A 21,719-nucleotide genomic window follows, 5' to 3' on the forward strand; every position below is an offset into this window, starting at 1 on the left:
CGGCCCGTGCGCGCGCCGGTCCATGAAGCCGGTGTGTGAAGAGGGGGCGCTCCAGAGGCCCCGGTGGCGACCCTGCTATGGCGGGATGAAGCTAAAGAGGCGCCTGGGCGACGTCAAGGAGGCCCAATGGGCCAAGAGGGTGTGCCGCGCGCCTGTGGTGAGGGCGTCCGCACGGGTGGGAACCTGTGCGGTATGAACATTCCCTTCTTGGACAACTGGCGCAAGCGGCACGGGCCGGAACACGGGATGACGCCGGCCGGGGCGCTCGACATGGATCCGGAAGGCATCGCCGAACTGCTCTCGGAGTGCGAACTGCTGCGCGCCCAGGCCCAGTCGGCGGGGGTGGTGCTGGACGACTCGGCCGCGTCGCTGGCGGCGCTGGACCAGTTGCAGCCGCGCTGGCGCGAGGACCCGGAGCTGCTGCCGTGGCTCGGCAACGACGCCGGACTGTATCTGGGCACGGTCGTCGTCCGCACGGTCGCCGGCGCGGGCTGGCGCGTCCGGCCGGACGGCCAGCCCGTCGTCCTGCTCGGCAACGGCCGGGAGGCCGACGTGGTCGAGGCGGGACAGGCGTGGGCGGCCGAGGGCGCGCCCGAGCTGTCCCAGCTGTACGCGGAGATCGCGGAGAGCTGACGGGCGCCCTCGGGCACGGTGGGACGGAGGACCGTCCGGACGGCGGACTACGCCCGGCATGCCGGCGCTCTTGCGTGCGCGCGGACGGGACGGGACGGAGGGATGACGGGCTCTCGGGCACTGCCCCTGGCTGACGACGGGACTCTCGGGCCCGGACGGCTCTTTAGCAGACGACGGGGCTCTCGGACCCCGGACAGCCGCCGGCCGACGTCGGGCTCTCGGACCGCGGAAGACTGTCGGTCGGCGACGGGTCCTCAGGCCCCGGAAGGCTGTCGGCCGACGGCCGCCTCCCGGTCCCCGCCCCGTTAGCTGACGAACGGAATCGAGTACTCCAGCCGCCACCGGTCCGCCCGCACCACGATGTCGGCGGTCTCCACGGCCCGGTCGTCGGAGTCGAAGTGCGTGCGCTCGACGACCGTCACGCACTGCCCGACCGCGCAGCCCAGCGCCTCCGCCTCCCGGCTGGTCGCCGGCCGCGACCCGACCAGGTCCTGTGCCCGTACGACCCGGATGCCGATGGCGGCCAGCCGCCCGCGCACCCCGCGCCGGGCGTACGGGCCGCGCTCCGGGTGGGCGACGTCCGTGCCCTCGGTCACCGACCGCGGCTCCCAGCTGGTGGCGAGCTGCACGGGGCGCCGGTTGGCGAGGTACTCGTACTGGGTGCAGAGCACGCCGGTGTCCGGGGCCAGCCCCAGCCGGACGGCGATCCGGTCCGGCGCGGCCATCTCGGTGGAGGTGGCCTCCCAGGTCAGCGATGTGTCCGAGGCCCCGTCGAAAGACGCTCGGTCGAAAGAGGCCCGGTCGAAAGCGGCCCGGTCGAGCGGCGGGCACATGTCGGCGTCGCGCTCGCGTTCCGGGTCGTACCCGCGGATCACCGTCGCGAAGGGGGAGTCGACGGCCCCGGTGGAGCGCAGCAGCGCGCCGAGCGGCGCCCGGTCGCTGACGAACACCCCGCGCCCGAACTGCCCTTCCGCGTACCCGGCGGCCTTCAGCACGCGCACCGCGCGGTCCACCGTCTGATCGCTCGCGTCGTACGCGCGCTTGAGCTCGGAGCGGGAGGGGATGCGGTCGCCGACGCTCAGGGAGCCCTCGTCGATCCGCTGCCGGAGGTCGTCGGCGATGCGCTGGTAGACGGGCCTGAGGTCACACACCTGGGGTCCTTTCGCACGAAGTGCCCCTCAGGCTAGGTACCCAGGCCCGCTCTGCGTACCTAGGTTCTGTCGCCAAAAGTCGGTTAATCCCCGTCGTGTGCGTGTCGTCCCGGAAGTCCCGTATTGGGATGGATAGTTTGCGGTGACCGCGACACGGTTGAGAGTGGGTAGAGCTGGGTATGGCCGTCGATCCATTGATCGAGCTGCGTGATGTGAACAAGCACTTCGGCTCGTTGCACGTCCTGCGGGACATCAACCTCACCGTCGGCCGCGGGGAGGTGGTGGTCGTCATCGGCCCCTCCGGCTCCGGCAAGTCGACCCTGTGCCGGACCATCAACCGCCTGGAGCCGGTCGAGTCCGGCACCATCCTCCTCGACGGGAAGCCGCTGCCCGAAGAAGGCAAGAGCCTCGCGCGGCTCCGCGCCGAGGTCGGCATGGTCTTCCAGTCCTTCAACCTCTTCGCCCACAAGAGCGTGCTGGCGAACGTCTCCCTGGCGCAGATCAAGGTCAGAGGGCGGAAGAAGGAACAGGCCGACAAGCGCTCGCGCGAACTGCTGGAGCGCGTCGGGCTCGCCTCGCACGCCGGGAAGTATCCGGCCCAGCTCTCCGGCGGCCAGCAGCAGCGCGTCGCCATCGCCCGCGCGCTCGCCATGGACCCCAAGGCGCTGCTCTTCGACGAGCCGACCTCCGCGCTCGACCCGGAGATGATCAACGAGGTGCTGGAGGTCATGCGGCAACTCGCCCGCGACGGGATGACGATGGTCGTCGTCACCCATGAGATGGGGTTCGCCCGCTCGGCCGCCAACCGGGTCGTGTTCATGGCCGACGGGTGCGTCGTCGAGGACCGTGAGCCCGAGGAGTTCTTCACCGCGCCGGAGAGCGACCGCGCCAAGGACTTCCTGTCCAAGATCCTCAAGCACTGAGCGGGGGAGCGGACATGAACTCGGCTTCCCGAACCGTGGCTTCCCGCAGCACGGCCTCCCGCCGCACGACTCCCCGCCCAGCGGCCGTCCGCCCCACGGCCGTCCGATCCATGACCGCCCGCCCCACGGCTTCCCGCCCCGCGGGCCTCCCGCCCCGGCCCCGCCGGATCGCGGCGGCCCTCGCCCTCACCGGGCTCGCCCTCGCCGCCGCGGCCTGCGGCAAGTCCGGCAGCCCGCCCGTCAAGGGCCCGCCGGCCAGCGCCCTGCCCGTCTACCGGGTGGCCGACGGCTTCCGGCTGCCCGGTTCCGCCACCTGGAAGCGCGCCCGCGCCCGCGGCCACCTCGTCGTCGGCGCCAAGGAGGACCAGCCCTATCTGGGCGAGAAGGACCCCGCCAGCGGCCGCTACTCGGGCTTCGACGTCGAGATCGCCAAGATGATGTCGGCCTCCCTCGGCTTCGACCCGAAGACGATCCGGTTCAAGACCATCGCCTCCGCCAACCGCGAGACCGCGCTCCAGAACGGCCAGATCGACTACTACGTGGGCACCTACACCGTGAACGCCCTGCGCAAGAAGCAGGTCGGGTTCGGCGGCCCGTACTACATGGCAGGCCAGGGGCTGCTCGTACGGACCGACGAGAAGGACGTCCACGGCCCCCGCGACCTCGACGGCAAGAAGGTCTGCTCGGCCGCGGGCTCCACACCGCTCCAGCGCCTGGAGGCCGACTACCCCAAGGCCGACGCCGTCGCGTACGACACGTACTCGATCTGCGTCGACAACCTGCTCACCTATCAGGTGGACGCGGTCACCACCGACGACAGCATCCTGATGGGCTACGCGGCCAAGGTGCCCGACGAGCTGAAGCTGGCGGGCAAGCCGTTCTCGAAGGAGCCGTACGGCATCGGCGTCCCGCGCGCCGACAACGCGCTGCGCCTCGCGCTCGACGACGCCATCGAGGCGCACGAGAAGAACGGCGACTGGAAGAAGGCGTACGACGCGACCCTCGGCCTGTCCGGGGTCCCCGCCCCGAAGCCGCCCGCCGTCGACCGCTACCCGGCGAGCTGAGGCAAGGACCGCCATGGACGTACTCACCGAAAACTTCTCCCTGTACGGCAAGGGCCTGCTCGGCACCGTCGAACTCACCGTCTACGCGGGGCTCCTCTCGCTCGTGCTCGGCTTCGTGATGGCCTCGTTCCGCGTCGCGCCGGTCGGCTCGCTGCGCGCGTTCGGGACCGTATGGGTGGCCGTGCTGCGCAACACCCCCCTGACGCTGCTGTTCTTCGCGGTCCTGCTGGGACTGCCGAGGTTCGGGCTCGTTCTGCCCTTCCAGCTCTTCGCCGTCCTCGCGCTCGGCTGCTACACCTCCGCCTTCATCTGCGAGGCGGTCCGCTCCGGCATCAACACGGTGCCCGTCGGGCAGGGCGAGGCGGCGCGCAGCCTCGGCATGACCTTCGGGCAGACGCTCGGCGGCGTGGTGCTGCCGCAGGCGTTCCGCTCCGTCATCCCGCCGATCGGCTCGACGCTGATCGCCCTCGCCAAGAACTCGGCGATCGCCGGCTCGTTCAGCGTCACCGAACTCCTCGGGACGTACAAGACGCTCAACGAGCTGGGCTACAGCATCATCTGGTCCTTCGTCTGGATCGCCGTCGGCTATCTGATCGTGACCCTGACCATCAGCGCGGTCTTCAACGTGCTGGAGAAGCGCTGGGGAGTGGCCCGATGAGCGACACCGTCCTGTACGACGTGCCGGGCCCCCGGACCCGGCGCCGCCACCGGGTCTACGGGCTGCTGGCGACCGCCGCGATCCTCGCCCTGATCGGCTGGGCCCTCTACCTCCTCTTCGACACCGACCAGTTCACTTCCCGCAAGTGGACGCCGTTCATCTACCAGGGCATCCAGGAGCTGCTGCTGCGCGGCCTCGGCAACACGCTGAAGGCGTTCGCGTACTCCGCCGTGCTCGCCCTGGCGCTCGCCGCCGTGCTCGCGGCGGGGCGGCTCTCGGAGCACCGGCCGGTGCGCTGGGCGGCGACGCTGCTGGTCGAGTTCTTCCGTGCGATGCCCGTACTGGTGATGATCTTCTTCGTCTTCGTGGCGCTCAAGGTGCAGCCGCTGCCCGCCCTGGTCACCGGGTTGACGCTGTACAACGGCTCGGTGCTCGCCGAGGTGTTCCGTACGGGCGTGCACTCCGTCGACCGCGGGCAGCGCGAGGCGGCCTACGCGCTGGGGATGCGCAAGACGCAGGTGATGACGCATGTCCTGGTGCCGCAGGCGGTACGGGCCATGCTGCCGACGATCATCAGTCAGCTGGTGGTGGCCCTCAAGGACACCTCGCTCGGCTACCTCATCACCTATGAGGAGTTCCTTCACGCGGGCAAGCTGATCGCCTCCAACCTGGACTACGACCTGCCGTTCATCCCCGTCGTCATGGTGATCTCGCCGATCTACATCGGCATGTGCATGCTGCTGTCCTGGTTCGCCAACTGGGTCGCCAGGCGGCAGCAGCGCAACCTCAAGACGGAGGCGGTGGAGGTGAACGCCGCCGAGCCGGGGACGCTGCTGCCGGGCGCTCCGCAGCAGTAGCGGGGCCGCGGCACGTTCGCGCTGTTCAGGCGGGCTTGAACCAGGCCCCCAGCGCCTTGTGCAGGCCGTCGTCCGTGGTGCCCTGCCAGGCGATGTAGCAGTCGGGGCGGAGCAGGAGCGCGGTGTCGAGTTCCGGGACGGTCACCGTGTCGGCCAGCGGAGCCCAGGGGCCCGTGTCGAGGGCGCCGGTCGGGTCCAGGAGGAGCGGGCGGGCCGTACGGGTCAGCTCGCGCAGACCCGGCAGGTCCGGCGCCCAGCGGCCGACGAGCGGACCGGCCGCCGGACCCATGTCGTACATGGTGTCCGCACCGGACAGCAGGTCCGCGATGTGCTGCCGGGCCGAGGGGTGGCCGAGCAGTTCCCCGAACAGTTCGCGCAGCGCGGTCACATCGCCGCCCGGCCGGGTGAGCAGCGACTGCGCCTGCGTGTGCATGGCGACCCGCCGCGCCACCGGGGACCGCTCCGACTCGTAGGTGTCCAGCAGCCCCGCGGGCGCGTGGCCGCGCACCTCCGCCGCCAGCTTCCAGCCGAGGTTCACCGCGTCCTGGAGGCCCATGTTGAGCCCCGGACCGCCGATCGCCGAGTGCACGTGCGCGGCGTCCCCGAGCAGCAGGACACGGCCCGCGCGGTACCGCGCCGCGATCCTGGTGTTGCCGCCGAACAGCCGCCGGATCAGGTGCGGGCCGGGGCCGGTCGGCGGGGCGAGCGGCACGTCCACGCCGAGGACGCGGGAGGCGCTGGCCCGGAGTTCGCCGAGCGACGCTTCGCCCTCGGCCGGCTGGTCCCACTCCGCCGTGCTGACCTTCGGGTCCTGGCCCGGGAAGGGCGCCCAGGTGAACAGGCCGCGCTCGGTGCGCAGATGCTGGAACGGCGGTACGACGCCGAAGCCGGGCACGGTCAGCCCGCCGTCGGCCCCGACCATGTCCTCGGGCACGCTCACATGGCCGGTGCGCGACACCGAGTCGTCCGCGGTCACGCCGGGGAAGTCGATCCCGACGAGCTTGCGGACGGCGCTGTGCCCGCCGTCCGCGCCGACCAGGAACGCCGCTTCGACCGGCTCCCGGTCGCGTATCTCGATCACTACCGAACGCTCGCCCTGCGTCAGACCCACGACCTCGTGGCCGCGGCGGATCTCGACGCCCAGTTCGGCGGCGCGCTCGGCGAGCATCTTCTCGATCCGGAGCTGCGGCACCGGCAGGACGTAGAGCGAGTTGTCCGGCAGGTCGTGCAGTGCGAGCGGGAACGCGCCGAAGACGAAGCCGGGCGCCGGCTCGGGCACGGCGCCCGGCTCGGTCAGCCGCTCGTACAGGCCGCGCCGGTCGAGCATCCGGATGACCTGGCCGACCAGGCCGTTCGCGCGCTGTTCGTCGACCGGTTCGGGGTGGCGCTCCAGGACGAGCGGGCGCGCACCGGCCAGGGCGAGTTCGCAGGCGAGCATCAGGCCGTTGGGGCCGGCGCCCGCGATGACGACGTCGATCATGGTTGAACTCCTTTTCCGGGCAGGGAACATCGGCCCGGCGGCCCGCCGGGCTGTTCCTTCGCGATGGATGGTCAGGGAGTGGGCAGACCCGCCGCCATTCGGGCGAGGGCGTCCGCGAGCAGCCGCCGTACCGATACCGGCGGGTCCGTACGGGAATGGTGGGCCATGGCGGTGTTGATGGCGGCGACGACCGCGGACGCGACGAGGTGCGGGTACAGGTCCTGCTCCAGGTCGGTGCCCGTACGCTCGGCGACGGCCGCGGCGATCTCGGCCTCGGCGATGGCCCCTGCCCGCAGCATCTCGCCCTGCAAGGCCGGTTCGGCGAGCATCACGCGCACGCCCTCCGTCCACTTCGCGGAGTCGGGAACGGGGTGGGCCGCCGCCGCGGCGTCCGGTTCGAACTGGGGGAGCACGGCGCGGGGGATCGCTTCCCAGAGCGGCTCCGCCGGGCGTTCGCGCAGCGCTTCCGCGATGCCGAGGCAGCGGTCGAGGTGGCGGGCGACGATCGCCTCGCCCTTGCTGGAGTAGTAGTTGTTGAACGTGCGCGGCGAGACGCCCGCCGCCTCGGCGATGTCCTCGACCTTGACGTCGTCGAGCCCGCGCTCGACGACCAGCCGTACCGCCGCCCAGCTGAGCGCGGCGCGTGTCTCGGCCTTCTTCCGTTCGCGTAGCCCCATGGAACGACCGTAGCAAAAAGTGCGCGCCACGCAAAGATGCGTGCCACGCAAGGTTTCTCGTGCGAGGGGGAGGGCCCGGCGAAATTCGCTGCCGCGAGGGCCCCGCGCCTCCTACCATCACCGGATGACGGACCCCTCCTACCCCGCCAAGCCCCGCCCTGGAGACTCGGTCGCGGTGCTGTCCCCCGCGGCCGGCCTGCCCGGCGTCTTCCCCCAGCCCTACGAACTGGGGCTGCGCAGACTCCGGGAGGACTTCGGGCTGAAGCCGGTGGAGTACCCGACCACCCGCACGATGGGCGCGACGCCCGAGGAGCGGGCCGCCGACCTCCACGCGGCCTTCGCGGACCCCGACATCAAGGCGCTGATCGCCAGCATCGGCGGCGACGACCAGCTGACCGTCCTGCGCCACCTCGACCGCGACCTGATCCGCGCCAACCCCAAGCCGTTCTTCGGCTACAGCGACAACACCAACCTGCTGCTGTTCCTGCGGAACTCCGGCATCGTCGGCTACCACGGCGGCACGGTGATGGCCGAGTACGGACGCCCCGGCGCCATGCACCCGCTCACCGCGGACTCGCTCAGGGCGGCGCTGTTCACCTCCGGCCCGTACGAACTCACCCCGGCGAGCGCGTCCGGCGACGTCAACCGGCCCTGGGAAGACCCCCGTACCTTCGACTCCGAACCGGAGCTGGGACCCGCCGACGGCTGGACCTGGCACAACGGCGACCGGGTGGTCGAGGGCATCAGCTGGGGCGGCAACCTGGAGATCATCTCCTGGCTGCTGATGGCCGACCGGGAGGTGCGGCCGGTCGAGGCGTACGCCGGCGACGTGCTCTTCCTGGAGACGTCCGAGGAGCTGCCGTCAGCCGACGAGGTCTACCGGATTCTGCGGAACATGGGCGAACGCGGGCTGCTTCAGCAGTTCCCCGCGCTGCTGATGGGCAGGGCCAAGAGCTGGTCGTTCGAGAAGCGGCTCGCCGGTGAGGAGAAGGCGGGCTACCGCTGGGGCCAGCGCGAGGCCGTCCTGCGGGCCTTCCGGGAGTACGCGCCCGACGCCATGCTGGTCTTCGACGTCGACCTCGGCCACACCGACCCGCAGTTCGTGATCCCCGTCGGAGGACGAATCCGGGTCGACGGGCCGGCGCGCCGGATCACGGTCACCTATTGATCGTGGAGAACAGCTCCAGATCGACGCCGAAGGGCTTGCTCGGCGCCGTGCCGAGGCCGGCCGCGACGAGGGCGGCGGCGGACACGGCGCCGGCCGCTGCCGCGCGCAGGGGCTGCCGGGGGTGGGGGACGCGTGGGGACGCCATGAGCCGCTCCAGACTTCGCATGACTGTGGGGGTGCCGAAGTGGCTGGAGAGTCACCAGAGGTTCTTACTTGGGGTAACCCATCAGCGAGTTACGGACTGGTAACACTCGGTGGTGGATGGCCGTCTCGCCAGGCTGACGGGCGACCCATTACTCATCCCCGCCGAGCCAAAGATCGGGCCCGAAGACCTCGTAGTGGACGTCGGCGGGGCGTACCCCGGCGGACAGCAGTTGGGTGCGGGCCGCGCGCAGGAAGGGGAGCGGGCCGCAGAGGTAGGCGACGGTGCCGGCGGGTATGTCGAGCGCGGCCAGGTCGGCCAGGCCCGTACAGTCCGCCGGCCAGTCGCCCTTGGGGTCCTCGTACCAGACGTCCGCGGTGGCGGCGGGCAGCACGGCGGTGAGTCGGCTCAACTCGTCGCGGAAGGCGTGGGTCCGCTCGCTGTGGTCCGCGTGCGCGACCAGGACGCGGCGCGTGGAGCCGGTGGCGGCGAGGCGGGTGAGCATCCCGATCATCGGGGTGCAGCCGATGCCCGCGGAGGCGAGCAGCACGGGGCCGTCGCCGTCGGCCAGGGCGACATCGCCGAAGGGGGCGCTGATCAGCAGCGTCTCGCCCGGTCCGACGTGGTCGTGCAGATGGTTGGAGACCTCGCCGTCCGGCGAGCCGGTGGCGCGCTTGACCGAGAACTGGAGCCCGCCCTCGGGCTCGCCCGAGAGGCTGTACTGGCGGATCTGCCCGGCGCCGTCGGGGAGCCGCACCCGCACGGAGACGTACTGGCCGGGCCGCGCGGCGGGCGCCGGGCCCCCGTCCACGGGCCGTACGACGTAGGTCGCGACCTCGTCGGTCTCCGGGATGCGGGCGGCGACCCGGTAGCGCCGCCAGGTGTCGCCGTCCGGGGCGCCCGCCTCCGCGTACAGCTTCGACTCGATGCTGATCAGGGCGTTCGCCATCAGCCAGTACACCTCGTCCCAGGCGGCGGCGACCTCGTCGGTGACCGCGTCGCCGAGCACCTCGGCGATGGCCTCGAAGAGGTGGTGGCGCACGATCGGGTACTGGTCGGCGGTGATGCCGAGCGAGGCGTGCTTGTGCGCGATGCGCGAGAGCAGCGCGTCGGGCCGGGTGTCGGGGTGGGTGACGAGCGTGGTGGCGAAGGCGGCGAAGGCGCCCGCGAGGGCCTGGCGCTGAGCGCCGTTGGCCTGGTTCCCGCGGTTGAAGAGGTCGCGCAGCAGCTCGGGGTGGGCGGCGAAGAGCTTGTCGTAGAAGAGCGGGGTGATCTCTCCGATGGCGCCTCCGACCGCGGGCAGGGTGGCGCGGACGGTCTCGGCCGACGTGGGTGACAACATCAGCGGCTCCAAACTTGCATTTTGAATTCGTATTTTAGGTGGTGCGGAAGACCGGCGGCACAGGGCATGGGGGATCAGCTGCCGGGGCGGGGGCTCAGGCCGAGGAGGACCGGACCGGTGGGTTCGGCGACCAGATCCTGAACGGTGATCGGATCGAGCGAGGCGAAGAACGCCTCCTGGGCCCGGCGCAGCGCCGAACGCAGCCGGCAGGCCGCGCGCAGCGGGCAGGGCGGATCGTCCTCGCAGCCGACGACGTCGCCGACGCCCTCCAGCTCGCGGACGAGGCCGCCCACCGAGCCCGTACGGCCGGCGAGCGTGAGGGTGAGGCCGCCGCCCCGCCCTCGGCGGGCCTCGACGACGCCGAGGTGCTGCAACCTGCTGACCACCTTCGCGGCGTGCGTGTACGGCACTCCGACGGCCCCGGCCACCTCGCGGGTGGTCGGGGCCTCAGTGTCGCCCGCCACCGCCAGGCGCATGGCGATGCGCAGGGCGATGTCGGTGCTCTTGGTCAGTCGCACGTCCGTATTCTAGCTAATTGGTTTTTTGGACTCCAATATGGGGGGCGGCATTCGGCCGCCGCCGTACCCCGATCGGCGCTATGGGGTCAGGCCGAAGCCGTCCGCCGTGCCGCCTTGGCGGCGCGGCTCGGCCGGGGCGTGCGGCCGGTCCGGGTCTCCACCCACTCGGCCAGCCGGGACAGCAGCCAGTTCATCACGATGAAGATGACCGCCACCTCGAAGTACACCTGGAGGAAGTCGTTCTCCAGGAACGAGCCCAGCACATTGCCCTGGTGCATCAGCTCGGGGTAGCTGACCACGTAACCCAAGGTGGTGTCCTTCAGGGCGCGCACGGCCTGCCCGATGATGGTCGGCAGCAGCGCCCGTACGGCCTGGGGCAGCACGATGAGCCGCATGACCTGCCCGTGCCGCAGCCCGATCGCGTACCCGGCCTCGCTCTGGCCGCGCGGCAGCGCGAGCACACCGGCCCGGAAGATCTCGGCGAAGTTGCCGATGCCGTGCAGCACGATGGGGATGACGAGCTGCCAGAACGGCGGCATGCGCAGCCCCAGCGAGGGCAGCCCGAGCAGGAAGAAGTACACGACGAACAGCAGCGGCAGCGAGCGCAGCAGCTCCACGACCGCCCCCGCGGGCAGCGATACGAACCGTCGCCGGGAGAGCCGCAGCAGGCCCATCACCGCGCCCAGCGGCAGCCCGATGGCGATCGACACCACACCGGCCAGCAGGGTGTCGCCCAGCGCGCTGAACAGGAACTGCTGGATCGACGCCTGGGTCAGCGGCTGCCACCGGGCCCAGTCCAACTGGCCGTGCCGGCCGAGCTGGAGCAGGACGACGGCGGCGAACAGCGCGATCAGGGCCGCGGCGGCGGCCGATCCGATCCGCCGCTGCCGCCGGCCGCGCGCTCCGGGCGGCTCGAACAGCACGCCCGCCGCGCCGCCGAGCGGCCTGCGGCCGGCCCGGTCCGGGCGCGGGGAGCGCCGCTCCCGCGCGCCTCGCCCGGCCGCTACGGCCTCTTTGGCCTCTTTGGTCTCTTGGGCTTCTCCGGCGGCCGGGGCGGGGCCCGCCGGCTGGGGCCGCGGCCGGGTCTGGGTCATCGCTGCTGTGCTCTCTTCCGTGCTCCGTGCCGTCCCGCTGGTGTGCTGCTGTGCCGAGTTCCTCGCGCTCCCCCGCGCCGAGGCGCTTGTGCTCCGAGGCGCCGTCCCGCCCGTACCCCGTGCCGTGCCGCCCGGGGCCGTCCCACCAGGGGGCGTCTCAGCGGGGGTTGCCCCACCAGGGGTCGTCCCGCCCGGAGTCGTCCCGCTCATCGGTGGATCCTCAGCCGGCGCTCCAGCTTTCCGGTGATCAGCCCGCCCGCCAGGGTCAGCGCGACGTAGAGCAGCGTCGCGGACGCGAACAGCGCGAGCGGTTCGACGTACTGCACGTTCAGCTGCCGGATGACCCCGGACAGTTCGTTGACGCCCGCGACCGAGCCCACCGCCGTGCCCAGCGCGGTGGCGATGAACATGTTGCCCAGCGGCTGCACCATCGAGCGCAGCGCCTGCGGGAGGACGACCAGGCGCAGGCACTGGAAGGTGGTCAGGCCCACGGCGCGGGCCGCCTCGACCTGGCCCGCCGGCACGGTCTCCATGCCGGAGCGCAGGATCTCGCAGACGTAACTGGCGATGTAGGCGGCCAGCCCCACGGTCACGGAGGTGTTCAGCGACAGCGTGAGCCCGAGCTGGGGCAGCACGAACACGGTCACCACCACGACCAGCAGCAGGGGCAGGTTGCGCACCGTGTGCACGTAGAAGGCTGCCGTCGAGCGCAGTACGCCCAGCGGCGACACCCGGCACAGGCCGAGCAGGCCGCCGAGGATGAGGGCGGCGGCGAAGCTGACGAGGGTGAGCAGGACGGTGCGTCCGAACCCGGTCAGGATCTCCCCGAAGTGGTCGGCGACGACGTTCACGGCCGTCCTCTCAGGAGCCGGTGGAGGCGGTGGGCTTGGCCGGGGCGGACGGGTCGCCGCCCGCGTTCCCCGGCTTGGGGGGCTCGGGGACCGGCTGCTTCGTCAGCGGGCTGACGTTGTCCTTCCAGGACTGCTTCCACAGCCCCTGCTCCTCGACGGTGCGCAGGAAGTCGTCGACGATCTCGGTGAACTTCGGGTCGTTCTTGGGCAGCCCGATGCCGTACGAGGCGGAGCCGAAGGTGAAGGGCAGCACCTCAAGGGCGGTGTCCTTCTGCGCCCGGGCCACGATGACCGCCTGGTTGTTGATGAAGGCGTCGCCGCGGCCGTCGCGCAGGGCCTGGAGGCACTGGCTGATGGTCTGGAAGATGACCGGCGTCGCGTGCGGCGCGACCTTCTTCAGGGATTCCACGGACGGGCCGGCCGTCGTGATCACCTTGCGGCCGTCGAGGTCGGCGGCCTTGTCGATGCCCTTCATCCCCTTGCGGACCAGGACGGCCTGGCCGAGGTTCATGTACGGGCCGGCGAAGGCGACCTTGTGCATCCGCTCCGGCGTGATCTTGTACGTGGAGACGACCGCGTCGGCCGTGCCGTTCTGGAGCAGCGCCTCGCGGGTGTCCGCGTTGATCGAGACGTGCTTGACCTCCGGCTTGCCCAGCAGATACTTCGCGAGCATCGCCGTCAGGTCCGCCTCGAAGCCCTGGTACTTGCCGCTGATCGGGTTCTTCTCGGAGAAGCCGGGGTCGGTGTCCGAGGTGGCCGCCGTCAGATGGCCGTTCTTGCGGATGCGCTCCAGGGTGGGCGTGCTGGGCAGGTCCTTGCCCACGGGGGTGCGCGAGAGCAGGGAGTCGCCCGACTTCGCGCCGTCGCCGGGCTTGTCGGGCAGCTCCGAGGAGCCGCAGGCGGTGAGGGACGCGGCGCAGGCGATGGCGGCCGCGAGCACAGCTGGTCTCCGGAGAGTCATGACCGGTTCCTTTCACGGCCGCGGACGGTAGACCTGTCCCCTGGAAGGGGGCGTCCGGGCGGAGGGGGCAACCAGAGACTGTGTCGTAGAAACTACGAACACATGAAGCTCTGTAGTGCGCTTCACCATAGTCGGGCCCCGCACCGTGTCAAGAGTTTGTTCGGGTTCGGTATGCGGAGGGTCGCGTACCGTCCCGCGCCGGTCCGCCCCCGCGGTTCCCGCCCGTCGCCGGTCAGTCGCCGAGCGTGTCCGCGCGCCGGTCCCGCCGCTGTCTGCGCGGTACGTACACGGCGGGATCGCGGCCGGTCAGCGAGGTGCGCAGCCGGTTCAGGGTCTCGCCCGCGTCGGCCGCGCGGGCGCCGCCCCGCTCCTTGAGGGCCAGCAGCAGAGCGTCGTTGAGGACGATCGAGGCCAGCTCCTCGCTGGCCATGCCGCCGCCGGAGTAGAGGGCGGTCAGGGCGACGTCGACCCGGTCGCCGAGCACCGGCCCGAGCGAGTCGGTGACCAGGATGCTCGCCGCGTCCACCTGCGTCGCGTGGTCCAGCACCACCTCGATGTCGGTCAGCAGCCGGCCGGGGGCGTACACCACCACGACGTCGCCCGCGGACACCGGCAGCAGCGCGTCCGCGAGCTGGAAGCCCGTGGCCGCCGCGACGCGGGTCCGAATGCCCAGCCGCCCCATGCGCAGCGCGAGGTGGCGGGCCGCCAGTTCGGAGGCGCCGACGCCGAAGGCGGTCACCGCGCGCGCGTCCGCCAGCAGGTCCACCGCCTGCCCGAAGGCCGCCGAGTCCACCAGCCGGCGGGTCTGCTGGAGCCGGTCCACCGCCTCGTCGAAGATCTGGTCCAGCGTCGCGTCGGTGTCGCCGGAGGTGGACCGGCGGCGCACCGAGGACGGCCGGCTGCTGTCCACGAAGCGCCGGCCGAGTTCGCGCTTGAGCTCCGGCAGGCCCGTATAGCCGAGGGCCTTGGCCGTACGCACCACCGTGGCATCGCTGGTGCCCGCGGCCTGCCCGAGCTGCTCGGCGGTGGCGAACGGCACGTCCTGCACGTGGTTGCGCAGGTACTCCGCGACCTGTCGCTCCGCCGGGGAGAGCTGGGCCAGCCGCTCGGCGACGCGGGCGTGGAAGCCGGCCGGGGTATCGCCCGAACCGGTGGCGGTAGTTTTCATGACAGCTATTGACTCCTCTGTAGTGCTCGCTACTATCGGGCCGTAAGCGGCTACGAGAGCCGGAACAACTCGTAGCGGATGCTACAGACGGCTACACACGCCGAGCGCGCCACTTCTGAGGGAAGCCCATGCAGACACCTCCCATCCCGCTGATCGAGATATCCGGGTCGCCCCGCGAACGCGGCCGCCAGTACGGCGAGGCCGCCCGCCCCCAGATCGAGGCGGCGCTCTCGTTCTACCGCGCCTCGTTCGCCAAGACCCCCGGGCTCGAATGGCACGAGGTCACCCGCCGCGCCGAACTCTGGCTGCCCTGCGTGGAGGACTTCGCCCCGGACCTGCTGGAGGAGTTGCGCGGGGTGGCCGAGGGCGCGGGCACCGGGCTGCTCGACCTCATGGCGCTCAACGCCCGCGGCGAGATCGTCTACGACCGCACCTTCGCGCGGATGGGGGCTACGAGCGACGAGCCCGCGGGACCGGCGGCGGAAGGCCAGGAGCCCGACGCCGACGGCTGCTCCTCCTTCGCCCTGCTGCCGCCCGCCGCCGGCGACGGCCACGTCTGGTGCGGGCAGAACTGGGACTGGCGCACCGGCGCCGAACCCACCCTCGTCGCGCTCCGCATCGTCCAGCCGCCCCGGCCGACCGTCGTGATGGTGGTCGAGGCCGGGCAGATCGGCCGGCACGGCGCGAACTCCGCCGGCATCGCCCTCAATGCCAACGGCCTCGGCGGCCGGTTCGGCGACGAGATCGGCGTGCCGCAGCCCTTCATCCGGCGGCGCATCCTGGACCAGGCCAACTACAAGGACGCCCTCCAGGTCCCCTTCACCGCCCGCCAGCAGATCCCCACCAACCTCCTCCTCACCCACCGCGACGGCATCGCCATCGACCTGGAGACCACTCCCGGCCGCCACCAGTGGCTGTACCCCCAGGACGGGATGCTGGTCCACGGAAACCACTACCAGGCCCCCGTCCCGCCGCAGTTGGAGCGCACGTACCGGCCGTTCTCGGTCGACTCGCTCTACCGGGTCCCGATCATCGAGGCCGCGCTCCGCCAGGCCCGCGACCGCAGTGAGTCGGCGGAGATCCGCAAGGTGATCGAGGAGGGCCTCACCGACCACTTCGGGCTGCCGCACTCGGTGTGCAACCACCCCGTCGCCGAGACCGACCCGCTGCTGCACACGAGCACCATCGCCTCCAATATCGTGGACCTGACCACCGGCGAGTACCACGTCGTCGCGGGCCTGCCGTGCTCCTCGCCCTACCTGCCGCTGCCGTGGAACGTCTACGACGGCCCCGGAGGACAGTGATATGACGGGCAATCAGTTGACGAAGCCGGTCGCGGGCGGGCCGCCCGACAGCGCCGCCGAACCTCTGATCCGCGTCAGCGGCGTACAGAAGTTCTTCGGCGACAACCAGGTCCTGCACGACATCGACCTGGACGTACGCGCCGGCGAGGTCGTCGTGCTGCTCGGCCCCTCCGGCTCCGGGAAGACCACCCTCTGCCGGTGCGTCAACCGCCTGGAGACCATCGAGGGCGGAACCATCGCGGTGAACGGCGCCCCGCTGCCGGAGGAGGGCCGGGCCCTGGCGCGGCTGCGCGCCGACGTCGGCATGGTCTTCCAATCCTTCAACCTCTTCGCCCACAAGACCGTCCTGGACAACGTCACACTCGGTCCCGTGAAGGTCCGGGGCGTCTCCCGCGCCGAGGCCGAGGAACGGGCCCGCGCCCTGCTGGAGCGCGTCGGCCTGGCGGACAAGGCCGGCGCCCGCCCCGCCCAGCTCTCCGGCGGCCAGCAGCAACGGGTCGCCATCGCCCGCGCGCTGGCCATGGAGCCGAAGGCCCTGCTCTTCGACGAGCCCACCTCCGCCCTGGACCCGGAGATGATCAACGAGGTCCTGGACGTCATGGTCGCCCTGGCCGACGAGGGCATGACGATGCTCGTGGTCACCCACGAAATGGGGTTCGCCCGGCGAGCCGCCGACCGGGTGGTCTTCATGGACGGCGGGCGCATCGTGGAGTCCGCCCCGCCGGAGGAGTTCTTCGGCGACCCGAAGACCGACCGGGCGAAGGGGTTCCTCTCGAAGGTGCTCCAGCACTGAGGCGCTCCGCGACACGGGTACGGGGACGGGGACGGGTACGGGAGCGGCGGCGGGTCTGGGACGGGGGCGGGCCTGGGACGATGGCGGAATGCGAGAGTCTCAAGAGGAACAGGCCCAAGAGGGACGACAGCCCCAAGAGGAACGACAGCCCCAAGAGGAACGACGGGCCCAAGAGGAACGACAGTCCCAAGAGGAACCACGGGCCCAAGAGGAAATCGTCGAGGAAGTCGTCCCCATCCTGCGCGTCGAGAACGCCGCCGCCGTCCTCGGCTGGTACGAGCGCCTCGGCTTCACCCGGGAATGGGAGCACCGCTTCGAGCCGGACCTCCCCGCGTTCGTCGAGGTCGCCCGGGGCGAGGTGCGGCTGTTCCTCTCCGAGCACAAGGGCGACGCCCGCCCCGACACGCTGATCTACCTCCGCGTCCGCGACGTCGACGCCATCGCCGCCGAGTTCGGCGTGCCCGTGGAAGAAGCCCCCTGGGCCCGCGAAATCGAACTCCGCGACCCCGACGGCAACCGGCTGCGCGTGGGCACGCCGGTGGACTGAGTGCGTACGGGCGCGGGGACCGATACCACGTGCCGCGGCCGGACCGTGCGGTACGGGCGTGAGAGGCGGCCCCGGCGCGTACGGGCCCGGAGGCGGGGACGCCCCCGCGTGCGACGCCCCGCTTCTGAGTCAGCTGGCTCCGGGGCCGTGGCCGTCCTCGACGGGGTGGCCGGCGGCGTCCTCGGCCACCGACACGAACCGCTCCAGGACGGGGGACGTACTGTCCGAGCGCCAGGCCAGGGCGATGGTGGACACCGGCGCGTCACTGATGTCGACGAATGCCAGATCCGGCCGGTAGTAGAAGCGGCGCGCGCGCTCGGTCGTGATGCTGATGCCGCGGCCGGCGGCGGCCGCCTGCAACTCGCTCTCGAACGAGCTCGCTTCGGCGCCGACCACCGCGTCAGCGCCGTCCCTCCGGTCGTTGAACATCCAGAAGTCCCGCCACGGCCCGCCGCCGGGCGAGGCGATCAGCGGCTCGTTCAGGAGGTCGTCGACACTGACCTCGTCGTTCGAGGCGAGGCGGTGGCCGACCGCCATGGCGGCGACCAGCTTCTCGTGAGCGAGTACGAGATGCTCCAGGCCCGCGGCGCCGTGCGGGAGGCGGAGGAAGGCGACGTCGGTCGACCCGTCCGCCAGGCCCGCGGAGGTGTCGTTGAAGTCGAACTCACGCACCTCGACGTCGACTTCGGGAAAACGCCGGTCGAACGTCTTGAGCACCAGCGGGGCGAACTCCATGGCGGCGGCGACCAGAAAGCCCACCGTGAGACGGCCGCTCTTCCCCGCGCCCGCGAGCCTGGCCGCCCTGACGGCACTGTCGAACGCCTCCACCGCGGCGCGCGCGTCGGCCAGGAATTCGGCGCCCGCGGTGCTCAGCGTGACGCCGTGCGGGTGCCGGATCAGCAGCCGCAACCCGAGCTCCCGCTCCAGTTGCTGGACCTGCCGGGACAGCGACGGCTGCGCCACCTTGAGGCGGGCTGAAGCCCTGGTGAAGTTTCCTTCCTCCGCGACGCATATGAAGTAGCGGAACTGCCGCAGATCAACTGTCATGGGCCAGGAGCGTACTCGTGCGCGCCCTCAGTCCGTCGCGGCCGTGCTGAGCGCCTCGGACTCGCGCCCCGGTACACCCGTCGACGAGCCTTCGGCGCCGGCGGCCCCGTAACTCCCGGAACGGCGCGGCAGGATCACCAAGGCCGCCACGACCCCGACGACGGTCAGGAGGCCGGCCAGCAGCACCGCCCGACTGTAGCCTTCGGCCCCCGGCAGCCCGGCGGCCACCGACAGCCCGATCGCCAGCCCGACGGCGGACCCGACCTCTTGCGTAGTGGTCAGCATCCCGCCGGCCAGGCCGTGGTCCTCCGGTTCGACGTCCTCGATTCCCGCGACCGTCCAGGCCGGGAAGGCGATCCCGTATCCCGCTCCGGCGAGCGAGGCCCCCGGCAGCACCGTGGCAGCCCATGCCCCGTCGGCGGACAGCGAGAACCCGAGGATTCCCAGAGCGACGGCGAACAGCGTCATTCCCGCGACGATCACCGGTTTGGCGCCGAACCGGGCGACCAGCGCCGGGCCGGCCCACGCGCTGAAGAGCAGGAAGGCGCCGGCCATGGGGAGCAGCCCGAGGCCGGTCTCAAGGGGCGTGAAGCCGATCACGATCTGCATGTGCAGTGCCACGATGATGAAGGTCGGCCCCAGCCCGGTGTTGGCCAGCAGGGAGACGACGTTGGCACCGGTGACCGAACGCTTCCGGAACAGGCCCAGGGACATCAGCGGATCGGTCGTCTTCGACTCGACCCGCACGAAGGCCGCGAGCAGGACCAGCGCCACCGCACCCAGGCCGAGGGTGAGCGGATCTCCCAGTCCGGCATGCTCACTGTTGGCGAAGGCATAGACCAGCGCGGTGAGTCCGCCCGCCACGAGCAGTGCTCCGGCCACGTCCAGACGTGGCCTCGACCGCGACTCGGGCAGCCCCTTCGGCAGGGTGCGCGCGAGGGCCACCACCAGGGCGCCGAGGGGGACGTTGATCCACAGCACCCACCGCCAGCCGAGTACGTCCGTGATGAATCCGCCGAGGATCACTCCGGCGGCCAGCCCGCTCGCCGCCACGGCGGCCCATGCCCCCAACGCGCGATTCCGCTCTTTCCCCGATGGGAACGTGGTCGTCAGCAAGGAGAACGCGGCCGGCGAGAACAGCGCCGCCCCCAGCCCTTGCAGAGCCCTCGTGATGATCAGCATGAGCGGACTGGAGGCGAAGCCGCCGACCAGTGAGGCGACTGTGAAGAGGGCCGTTCCGGCGACGAAGATTCTCCTTCGGCCGAAGATGTCCGCGGCCCGTCCGCCCAGCAGCAGAGATCCCGCGATCGCCACGCCATAGGCATTGACGACCCATTGAAGGCCCCCGGGGCTGAAACCCAGTTCCCGCTGAATCTCTGGGAGCGGGACGGTGGTGATGGAGAAGTCGAGGATGGCTATGAATTGTGCCGCACACAACAGGAAGAGCGCTAGGCCTCGACCGAGGAAAGTCACGGTACACCTTTCATGCGAAGGGAATCGCAGTGACGACGGTGCCGACTTTCGCATGTGCCCGGCGGGAGTGTCCAAGAGCAACCACTCGCATCCGGTATAGCTTTTCGCTCTCACTCCTGCCGTGCGGAGGAGCCGAATTCGGGCCAGACCGCGGAGGAATGCCGTACAGGTATCGGCCCATGCCTGAAACCTATGCATTGCCGCACGGAGCAGGGCCGGAATTATCTGGTAACTTCCTCGGGAACCGAATGAGTTGGCGGAAGGCGCGGGGGTTGGGGAGGGGCTCATTCGTGACTCCCCGCTCCGCGGGCCCTGGGTGTCCAGGCGTCCGGCACCGCACGGCGGCCCGGTCCGCCACTTTCCCCGCCTGACAGACCACCACTCCGTGGGCAGCGGTGCCCGCCGAACCCGATGGGATGATCGATGAGATTCTCTTGCCCCGCCCGGCTGAAACGAGCGAGCAGAGCCACCAGAACGGCCGTGGTCGGCGGCATAACGATGGCGGCCCTCGCCGCGGTTCCCGCCGGAGCGGATTCGCTGCCCCGGCCGCCCCTCCAGGACCTGGGAGTGTCCGGCGCTCATTACACGCTGACGGAGAAGGCGGACCAGTTCACCACGCCGCCGGCCGCGGAATACGCGCCCGTCGGAATCGACGGGGCGCTGACCGGTACGGACCGCACCGCCCTTCCCGGCCAGAACGACGCCGCGTGCGCGAAGCGCGCCGGGAACCTGCCCGGAGCGGCGCTGCCGACCGGTTCGATGTTCTGCTGGGACACCGCGGCCCAGGGCGACAAGGGCAATGTGGAGTCGATGCCCTGGGTGCCGCAGGGCATCGCCACCTCCGGAGAGGCGCAGCTGGACGGCATTCCGGTCGGCGGGAAGAACCGCGCCGCGGTGATCAGCTGGACGTGGCAGAACTCGCCCAAGGGGACGACGGACTACCGCCATAACTCGGTGAAGCTGGCATTCGCCAATCTCGACGACAAGAAATACCGGTTCGTGCTGCCCGTGTGGGTGGACGGGGCGGGCAAGCAGCGGCGGATCTACGGACACGCCGGCGGGCTGGCCTGGTACGGCCCGTACCTCTTCATGTCCGACACCGGCGCGTGGAACGGCCAGACGCGACCGGGCGCGGACAAGCCGGGCATCCGGGTCTTCGACACCCGCAAGATCTACCGCAAGAAGGACGGCGGTGGCGGCGACTACCAGTACGTCATGCCGGAGGTGCGGAGCTATCTTTCCGGCGGCGCCTCGTTCCACTTCCTCTCCCTGGACCGCCACAGCACGGGCGGCGCCTCCCTCGTCGGCGGTACGTACAAGACCTCCAAGGGCTCCCCGAACGGTGGCACGGAGCTCTACCGCTACCGGTTCGGCGACGACTACCGCCTCCAGCCGAAGGCGGTGCAGGGGTGGAAGTCGACCGTGACCCAGGACGGGGCCAACGCGATCAGCGACGTACAGGGCGTGCAGGCCGACGGGGACACGCTGTTCGTCAACATGTCCAAGGGAAGCCTCACCAACCGCCGGTTCGCCACGGTCGGCGTCGCGGGGTCCCCCGCCGACTGGACGATCAAGTCCCGCAAGGACTGGGCGTTCCGCCCCCAGGACCTCTCCCTCTGGTATGGGACCCAGGAGCTCTGGGGCCTCACCGAGGGCGAGGAGGAGCGAGTGGTGTTCTCGGTGAAGACGGACCTGCTCCGGTAGCCGCAGGGCCTGTCGGCGGTGGCGGGGAGCGCCGTCTTGACCGGACGGACGACCGGGCCGGGGGCCGGTCTGCCGGTGGTGGCGGGGAGCGGCCGTTCTCCCGGCGGCCCCGCGCGTCGGCGGCCTTGCGCGTCGGCGGCCCCGCGCGTCGGCGGCCGGATGCG

At 71.2% G+C, this 21,719-nt stretch carries 22 protein-coding genes; 10 read left to right on the forward strand and 12 right to left on the reverse strand.

Annotated features, from left to right (window positions below):
- Window positions 1-192 precede the first annotated feature (192 nt).
- Window positions 193-633: a DUF6278 family protein gene (locus AB0I22_RS09285; protein ID WP_363130058.1), complete on the forward strand. Its 441-nt coding sequence runs from the start codon at window positions 193-195 to the stop codon at window positions 631-633.
- A 305-nt stretch (window positions 634-938) separates the two neighbouring features.
- Here the strand turns inward: AB0I22_RS09285 and AB0I22_RS09290 are convergent, their stop codons facing one another.
- A complete protein-coding gene (locus AB0I22_RS09290) occupies window positions 939-1,784 on the reverse strand; it encodes a GntR family transcriptional regulator (protein ID WP_363130059.1) in 846 nt (281 codons plus the stop codon).
- A gap of 179 nt (window positions 1,785-1,963) precedes the next feature.
- Here AB0I22_RS09290 and AB0I22_RS09295 point away from each other — a divergent pair, with 179 nt between their 5' ends.
- The 4 genes from AB0I22_RS09295 (at window position 1,964) to AB0I22_RS09310 (ending at window position 5,286) form a co-directional block, all read left to right on the forward strand.
- Complete coding sequence (locus tag AB0I22_RS09295) at window positions 1,964-2,707, forward strand: amino acid ABC transporter ATP-binding protein (RefSeq protein ID WP_363130060.1); 744 nt, start codon at window positions 1,964-1,966, stop codon at window positions 2,705-2,707.
- Between the two features lie 110 nt (window positions 2,708-2,817).
- Window positions 2,818-3,771: a glutamate ABC transporter substrate-binding protein gene (locus AB0I22_RS09300; protein ID WP_363130061.1), complete on the forward strand. Its 954-nt coding sequence runs from the start codon at window positions 2,818-2,820 to the stop codon at window positions 3,769-3,771.
- A 13-nt stretch (window positions 3,772-3,784) separates the two neighbouring features.
- Entirely contained in the window at window positions 3,785-4,429 is a 645-nt protein-coding gene (locus tag AB0I22_RS09305; protein WP_363130062.1) for an amino acid ABC transporter permease, read from the forward strand.
- Window positions 4,426-5,286 (forward strand): amino acid ABC transporter permease, encoded by an 861-nt coding sequence (locus tag AB0I22_RS09310; protein ID WP_363130063.1) that lies wholly within the window; start codon window positions 4,426-4,428, stop codon window positions 5,284-5,286. Before AB0I22_RS09305 ends, AB0I22_RS09310 begins: the two co-directional genes overlap by 4 nt.
- A gap of 25 nt (window positions 5,287-5,311) precedes the next feature.
- Here the strand turns inward: AB0I22_RS09310 and AB0I22_RS09315 are convergent, their stop codons facing one another.
- Together AB0I22_RS09315 and AB0I22_RS09320 are read right to left on the reverse strand one after the other, a co-directional pair.
- Window positions 5,312-6,766, reverse strand: coding sequence for an FAD-dependent monooxygenase (locus tag AB0I22_RS09315; RefSeq protein ID WP_363130064.1), 1,455 nt, complete (start codon window positions 6,764-6,766; stop codon window positions 5,312-5,314).
- Window positions 6,767-6,837: 71 nt separating this feature from the next.
- Window positions 6,838-7,443 (reverse strand): TetR family transcriptional regulator, encoded by a 606-nt coding sequence (locus AB0I22_RS09320; RefSeq protein WP_363130065.1) that lies wholly within the window; start codon window positions 7,441-7,443, stop codon window positions 6,838-6,840.
- 124 nt (window positions 7,444-7,567) lie between these two features.
- Between AB0I22_RS09320 and AB0I22_RS09325 the strand changes: the two genes are divergently transcribed.
- The gene (locus AB0I22_RS09325; protein WP_363130066.1) at window positions 7,568-8,611 is read left to right on the forward strand and encodes a S66 peptidase family protein; all 1,044 of its coding nucleotides are present in this window, start codon (window positions 7,568-7,570) and stop codon (window positions 8,609-8,611) included.
- On the opposite strand, the gene AB0I22_RS09330 is transcribed toward AB0I22_RS09325, so the two are convergent.
- The 7 genes from AB0I22_RS09330 to AB0I22_RS09360 form a co-directional block, all read right to left on the reverse strand.
- Complete coding sequence (locus AB0I22_RS09330; protein ID WP_363130067.1) at window positions 8,601-8,756, reverse strand: hypothetical protein; 156 nt, start codon at window positions 8,754-8,756, stop codon at window positions 8,601-8,603. The genes AB0I22_RS09325 and AB0I22_RS09330 overlap by 11 nt on opposite strands.
- Window positions 8,757-8,904: 148 nt before the next feature.
- Window positions 8,905-10,095 (reverse strand): globin domain-containing protein, encoded by a 1,191-nt coding sequence (locus tag AB0I22_RS09335; RefSeq protein ID WP_363130068.1) that lies wholly within the window; start codon window positions 10,093-10,095, stop codon window positions 8,905-8,907.
- Between the two features lie 74 nt (window positions 10,096-10,169).
- On the reverse strand, window positions 10,170-10,613 hold the full coding sequence (locus tag AB0I22_RS09340) for an Rrf2 family transcriptional regulator (RefSeq protein ID WP_363130069.1): 444 nt from the start codon (window positions 10,611-10,613) through the stop codon (window positions 10,170-10,172).
- Between the two features lie 86 nt (window positions 10,614-10,699).
- On the reverse strand, window positions 10,700-11,707 hold the full coding sequence (locus tag AB0I22_RS09345; protein WP_363130070.1) for an amino acid ABC transporter permease: 1,008 nt from the start codon (window positions 11,705-11,707) through the stop codon (window positions 10,700-10,702).
- A gap of 206 nt (window positions 11,708-11,913) precedes the next feature.
- A complete protein-coding gene (locus tag AB0I22_RS09350) occupies window positions 11,914-12,558 on the reverse strand; it encodes an ABC transporter permease subunit (RefSeq protein WP_363130071.1) in 645 nt (214 codons plus the stop codon).
- 10 nt (window positions 12,559-12,568) lie between these two features.
- Complete coding sequence (locus AB0I22_RS09355; protein WP_363130072.1) at window positions 12,569-13,519, reverse strand: glutamate ABC transporter substrate-binding protein; 951 nt, start codon at window positions 13,517-13,519, stop codon at window positions 12,569-12,571.
- 232 nt (window positions 13,520-13,751) lie between these two features.
- Window positions 13,752-14,687, reverse strand: a complete 936-nt coding sequence (locus AB0I22_RS09360) for a MurR/RpiR family transcriptional regulator (RefSeq protein ID WP_363130073.1) — start codon at window positions 14,685-14,687, stop codon at window positions 13,752-13,754.
- Between the two features lie 128 nt (window positions 14,688-14,815).
- On the opposite strand from AB0I22_RS09360, the gene AB0I22_RS09365 reads away from it, so the two are divergent.
- The 3 genes from AB0I22_RS09365 to AB0I22_RS09375 all read left to right on the forward strand — a co-directional run bounded on the left by AB0I22_RS09365 (window position 14,816) and on the right by AB0I22_RS09375 (window position 17,331).
- Window positions 14,816-15,991: a C45 family peptidase gene (locus AB0I22_RS09365; protein ID WP_363130074.1), complete on the forward strand. Its 1,176-nt coding sequence runs from the start codon at window positions 14,816-14,818 to the stop codon at window positions 15,989-15,991.
- 1 nt (window position 15,992) lies between these two features.
- Window positions 15,993-16,784 (forward strand): amino acid ABC transporter ATP-binding protein, encoded by a 792-nt coding sequence (locus AB0I22_RS09370; protein ID WP_363130075.1) that lies wholly within the window; start codon window positions 15,993-15,995, stop codon window positions 16,782-16,784.
- A 214-nt stretch (window positions 16,785-16,998) separates the two neighbouring features.
- A complete protein-coding gene (locus tag AB0I22_RS09375) occupies window positions 16,999-17,331 on the forward strand; it encodes a glyoxalase superfamily protein (RefSeq protein WP_363130109.1) in 333 nt (110 codons plus the stop codon).
- A 129-nt stretch (window positions 17,332-17,460) separates the two neighbouring features.
- On the opposite strand, the gene AB0I22_RS09380 is transcribed toward AB0I22_RS09375, so the two are convergent.
- Together AB0I22_RS09380 and AB0I22_RS09385 are read right to left on the reverse strand one after the other, a co-directional pair.
- On the reverse strand, window positions 17,461-18,378 hold the full coding sequence (locus tag AB0I22_RS09380; RefSeq protein WP_363130076.1) for a LysR substrate-binding domain-containing protein: 918 nt from the start codon (window positions 18,376-18,378) through the stop codon (window positions 17,461-17,463).
- 27 nt (window positions 18,379-18,405) lie between these two features.
- Window positions 18,406-20,433: an MFS transporter gene (locus tag AB0I22_RS09385; RefSeq protein ID WP_363130077.1), complete on the reverse strand. Its 2,028-nt coding sequence runs from the start codon at window positions 20,431-20,433 to the stop codon at window positions 18,406-18,408.
- Between AB0I22_RS09385 and AB0I22_RS09390 the strand changes: the two genes are divergently transcribed.
- Entirely contained in the window at window positions 20,332-21,555 is a 1,224-nt protein-coding gene (locus AB0I22_RS09390; protein WP_363130112.1) for a hypothetical protein, read from the forward strand. The genes AB0I22_RS09385 and AB0I22_RS09390 overlap by 102 nt on opposite strands.
- Window positions 21,556-21,719: the final 164 nt, after the last annotated feature.

The organism is Streptomyces sp. NPDC050610 (genome assembly GCF_040654875.1).
Taxonomy (GTDB): domain Bacteria; phylum Actinomycetota; class Actinomycetes; order Streptomycetales; family Streptomycetaceae; genus Streptomyces.

Coding starts and splice junctions, on each gene's coding strand:
- AB0I22_RS09285 (WP_363130058.1), top strand. CDS start 193: ATGAACATTCCCTTCTTGGACAACTGGCGCAAGCGGCACGGGCCGGAA.
- AB0I22_RS09295 (WP_363130060.1), top strand. CDS start 1,964: ATGGCCGTCGATCCATTGATCGAGCTGCGTGATGTGAACAAGCACTTC.
- AB0I22_RS09300 (WP_363130061.1), top strand. CDS start 2,818: ATGACCGCCCGCCCCACGGCTTCCCGCCCCGCGGGCCTCCCGCCCCGG.
- AB0I22_RS09305 (WP_363130062.1), top strand. CDS start 3,785: ATGGACGTACTCACCGAAAACTTCTCCCTGTACGGCAAGGGCCTGCTC.
- AB0I22_RS09310 (WP_363130063.1), top strand. CDS start 4,426: ATGAGCGACACCGTCCTGTACGACGTGCCGGGCCCCCGGACCCGGCGC.
- AB0I22_RS09315 (WP_363130064.1), bottom strand. CDS start 6,766: ATGATCGACGTCGTCATCGCGGGCGCCGGCCCCAACGGCCTGATGCTC.
- AB0I22_RS09320 (WP_363130065.1), bottom strand. CDS start 7,443: ATGGGGCTACGCGAACGGAAGAAGGCCGAGACACGCGCCGCGCTCAGC.
- AB0I22_RS09325 (WP_363130066.1), top strand. CDS start 7,568: ATGACGGACCCCTCCTACCCCGCCAAGCCCCGCCCTGGAGACTCGGTC.
- AB0I22_RS09330 (WP_363130067.1), bottom strand. CDS start 8,756: ATGGCGTCCCCACGCGTCCCCCACCCCCGGCAGCCCCTGCGCGCGGCA.
- AB0I22_RS09335 (WP_363130068.1), bottom strand. CDS start 10,095: ATGTTGTCACCCACGTCGGCCGAGACCGTCCGCGCCACCCTGCCCGCG.
- AB0I22_RS09345 (WP_363130070.1), bottom strand. CDS start 11,707: ATGACCCAGACCCGGCCGCGGCCCCAGCCGGCGGGCCCCGCCCCGGCC.
- AB0I22_RS09355 (WP_363130072.1), bottom strand. CDS start 13,519: ATGACTCTCCGGAGACCAGCTGTGCTCGCGGCCGCCATCGCCTGCGCC.
- AB0I22_RS09360 (WP_363130073.1), bottom strand. CDS start 14,687: ATGAAAACTACCGCCACCGGTTCGGGCGATACCCCGGCCGGCTTCCAC.
- AB0I22_RS09365 (WP_363130074.1), top strand. CDS start 14,816: ATGCAGACACCTCCCATCCCGCTGATCGAGATATCCGGGTCGCCCCGC.
- AB0I22_RS09370 (WP_363130075.1), top strand. CDS start 15,993: ATGACGGGCAATCAGTTGACGAAGCCGGTCGCGGGCGGGCCGCCCGAC.
- AB0I22_RS09380 (WP_363130076.1), bottom strand. CDS start 18,378: ATGACAGTTGATCTGCGGCAGTTCCGCTACTTCATATGCGTCGCGGAG.
- AB0I22_RS09385 (WP_363130077.1), bottom strand. CDS start 20,433: ATGAGCGCCGGACACTCCCAGGTCCTGGAGGGGCGGCCGGGGCAGCGA.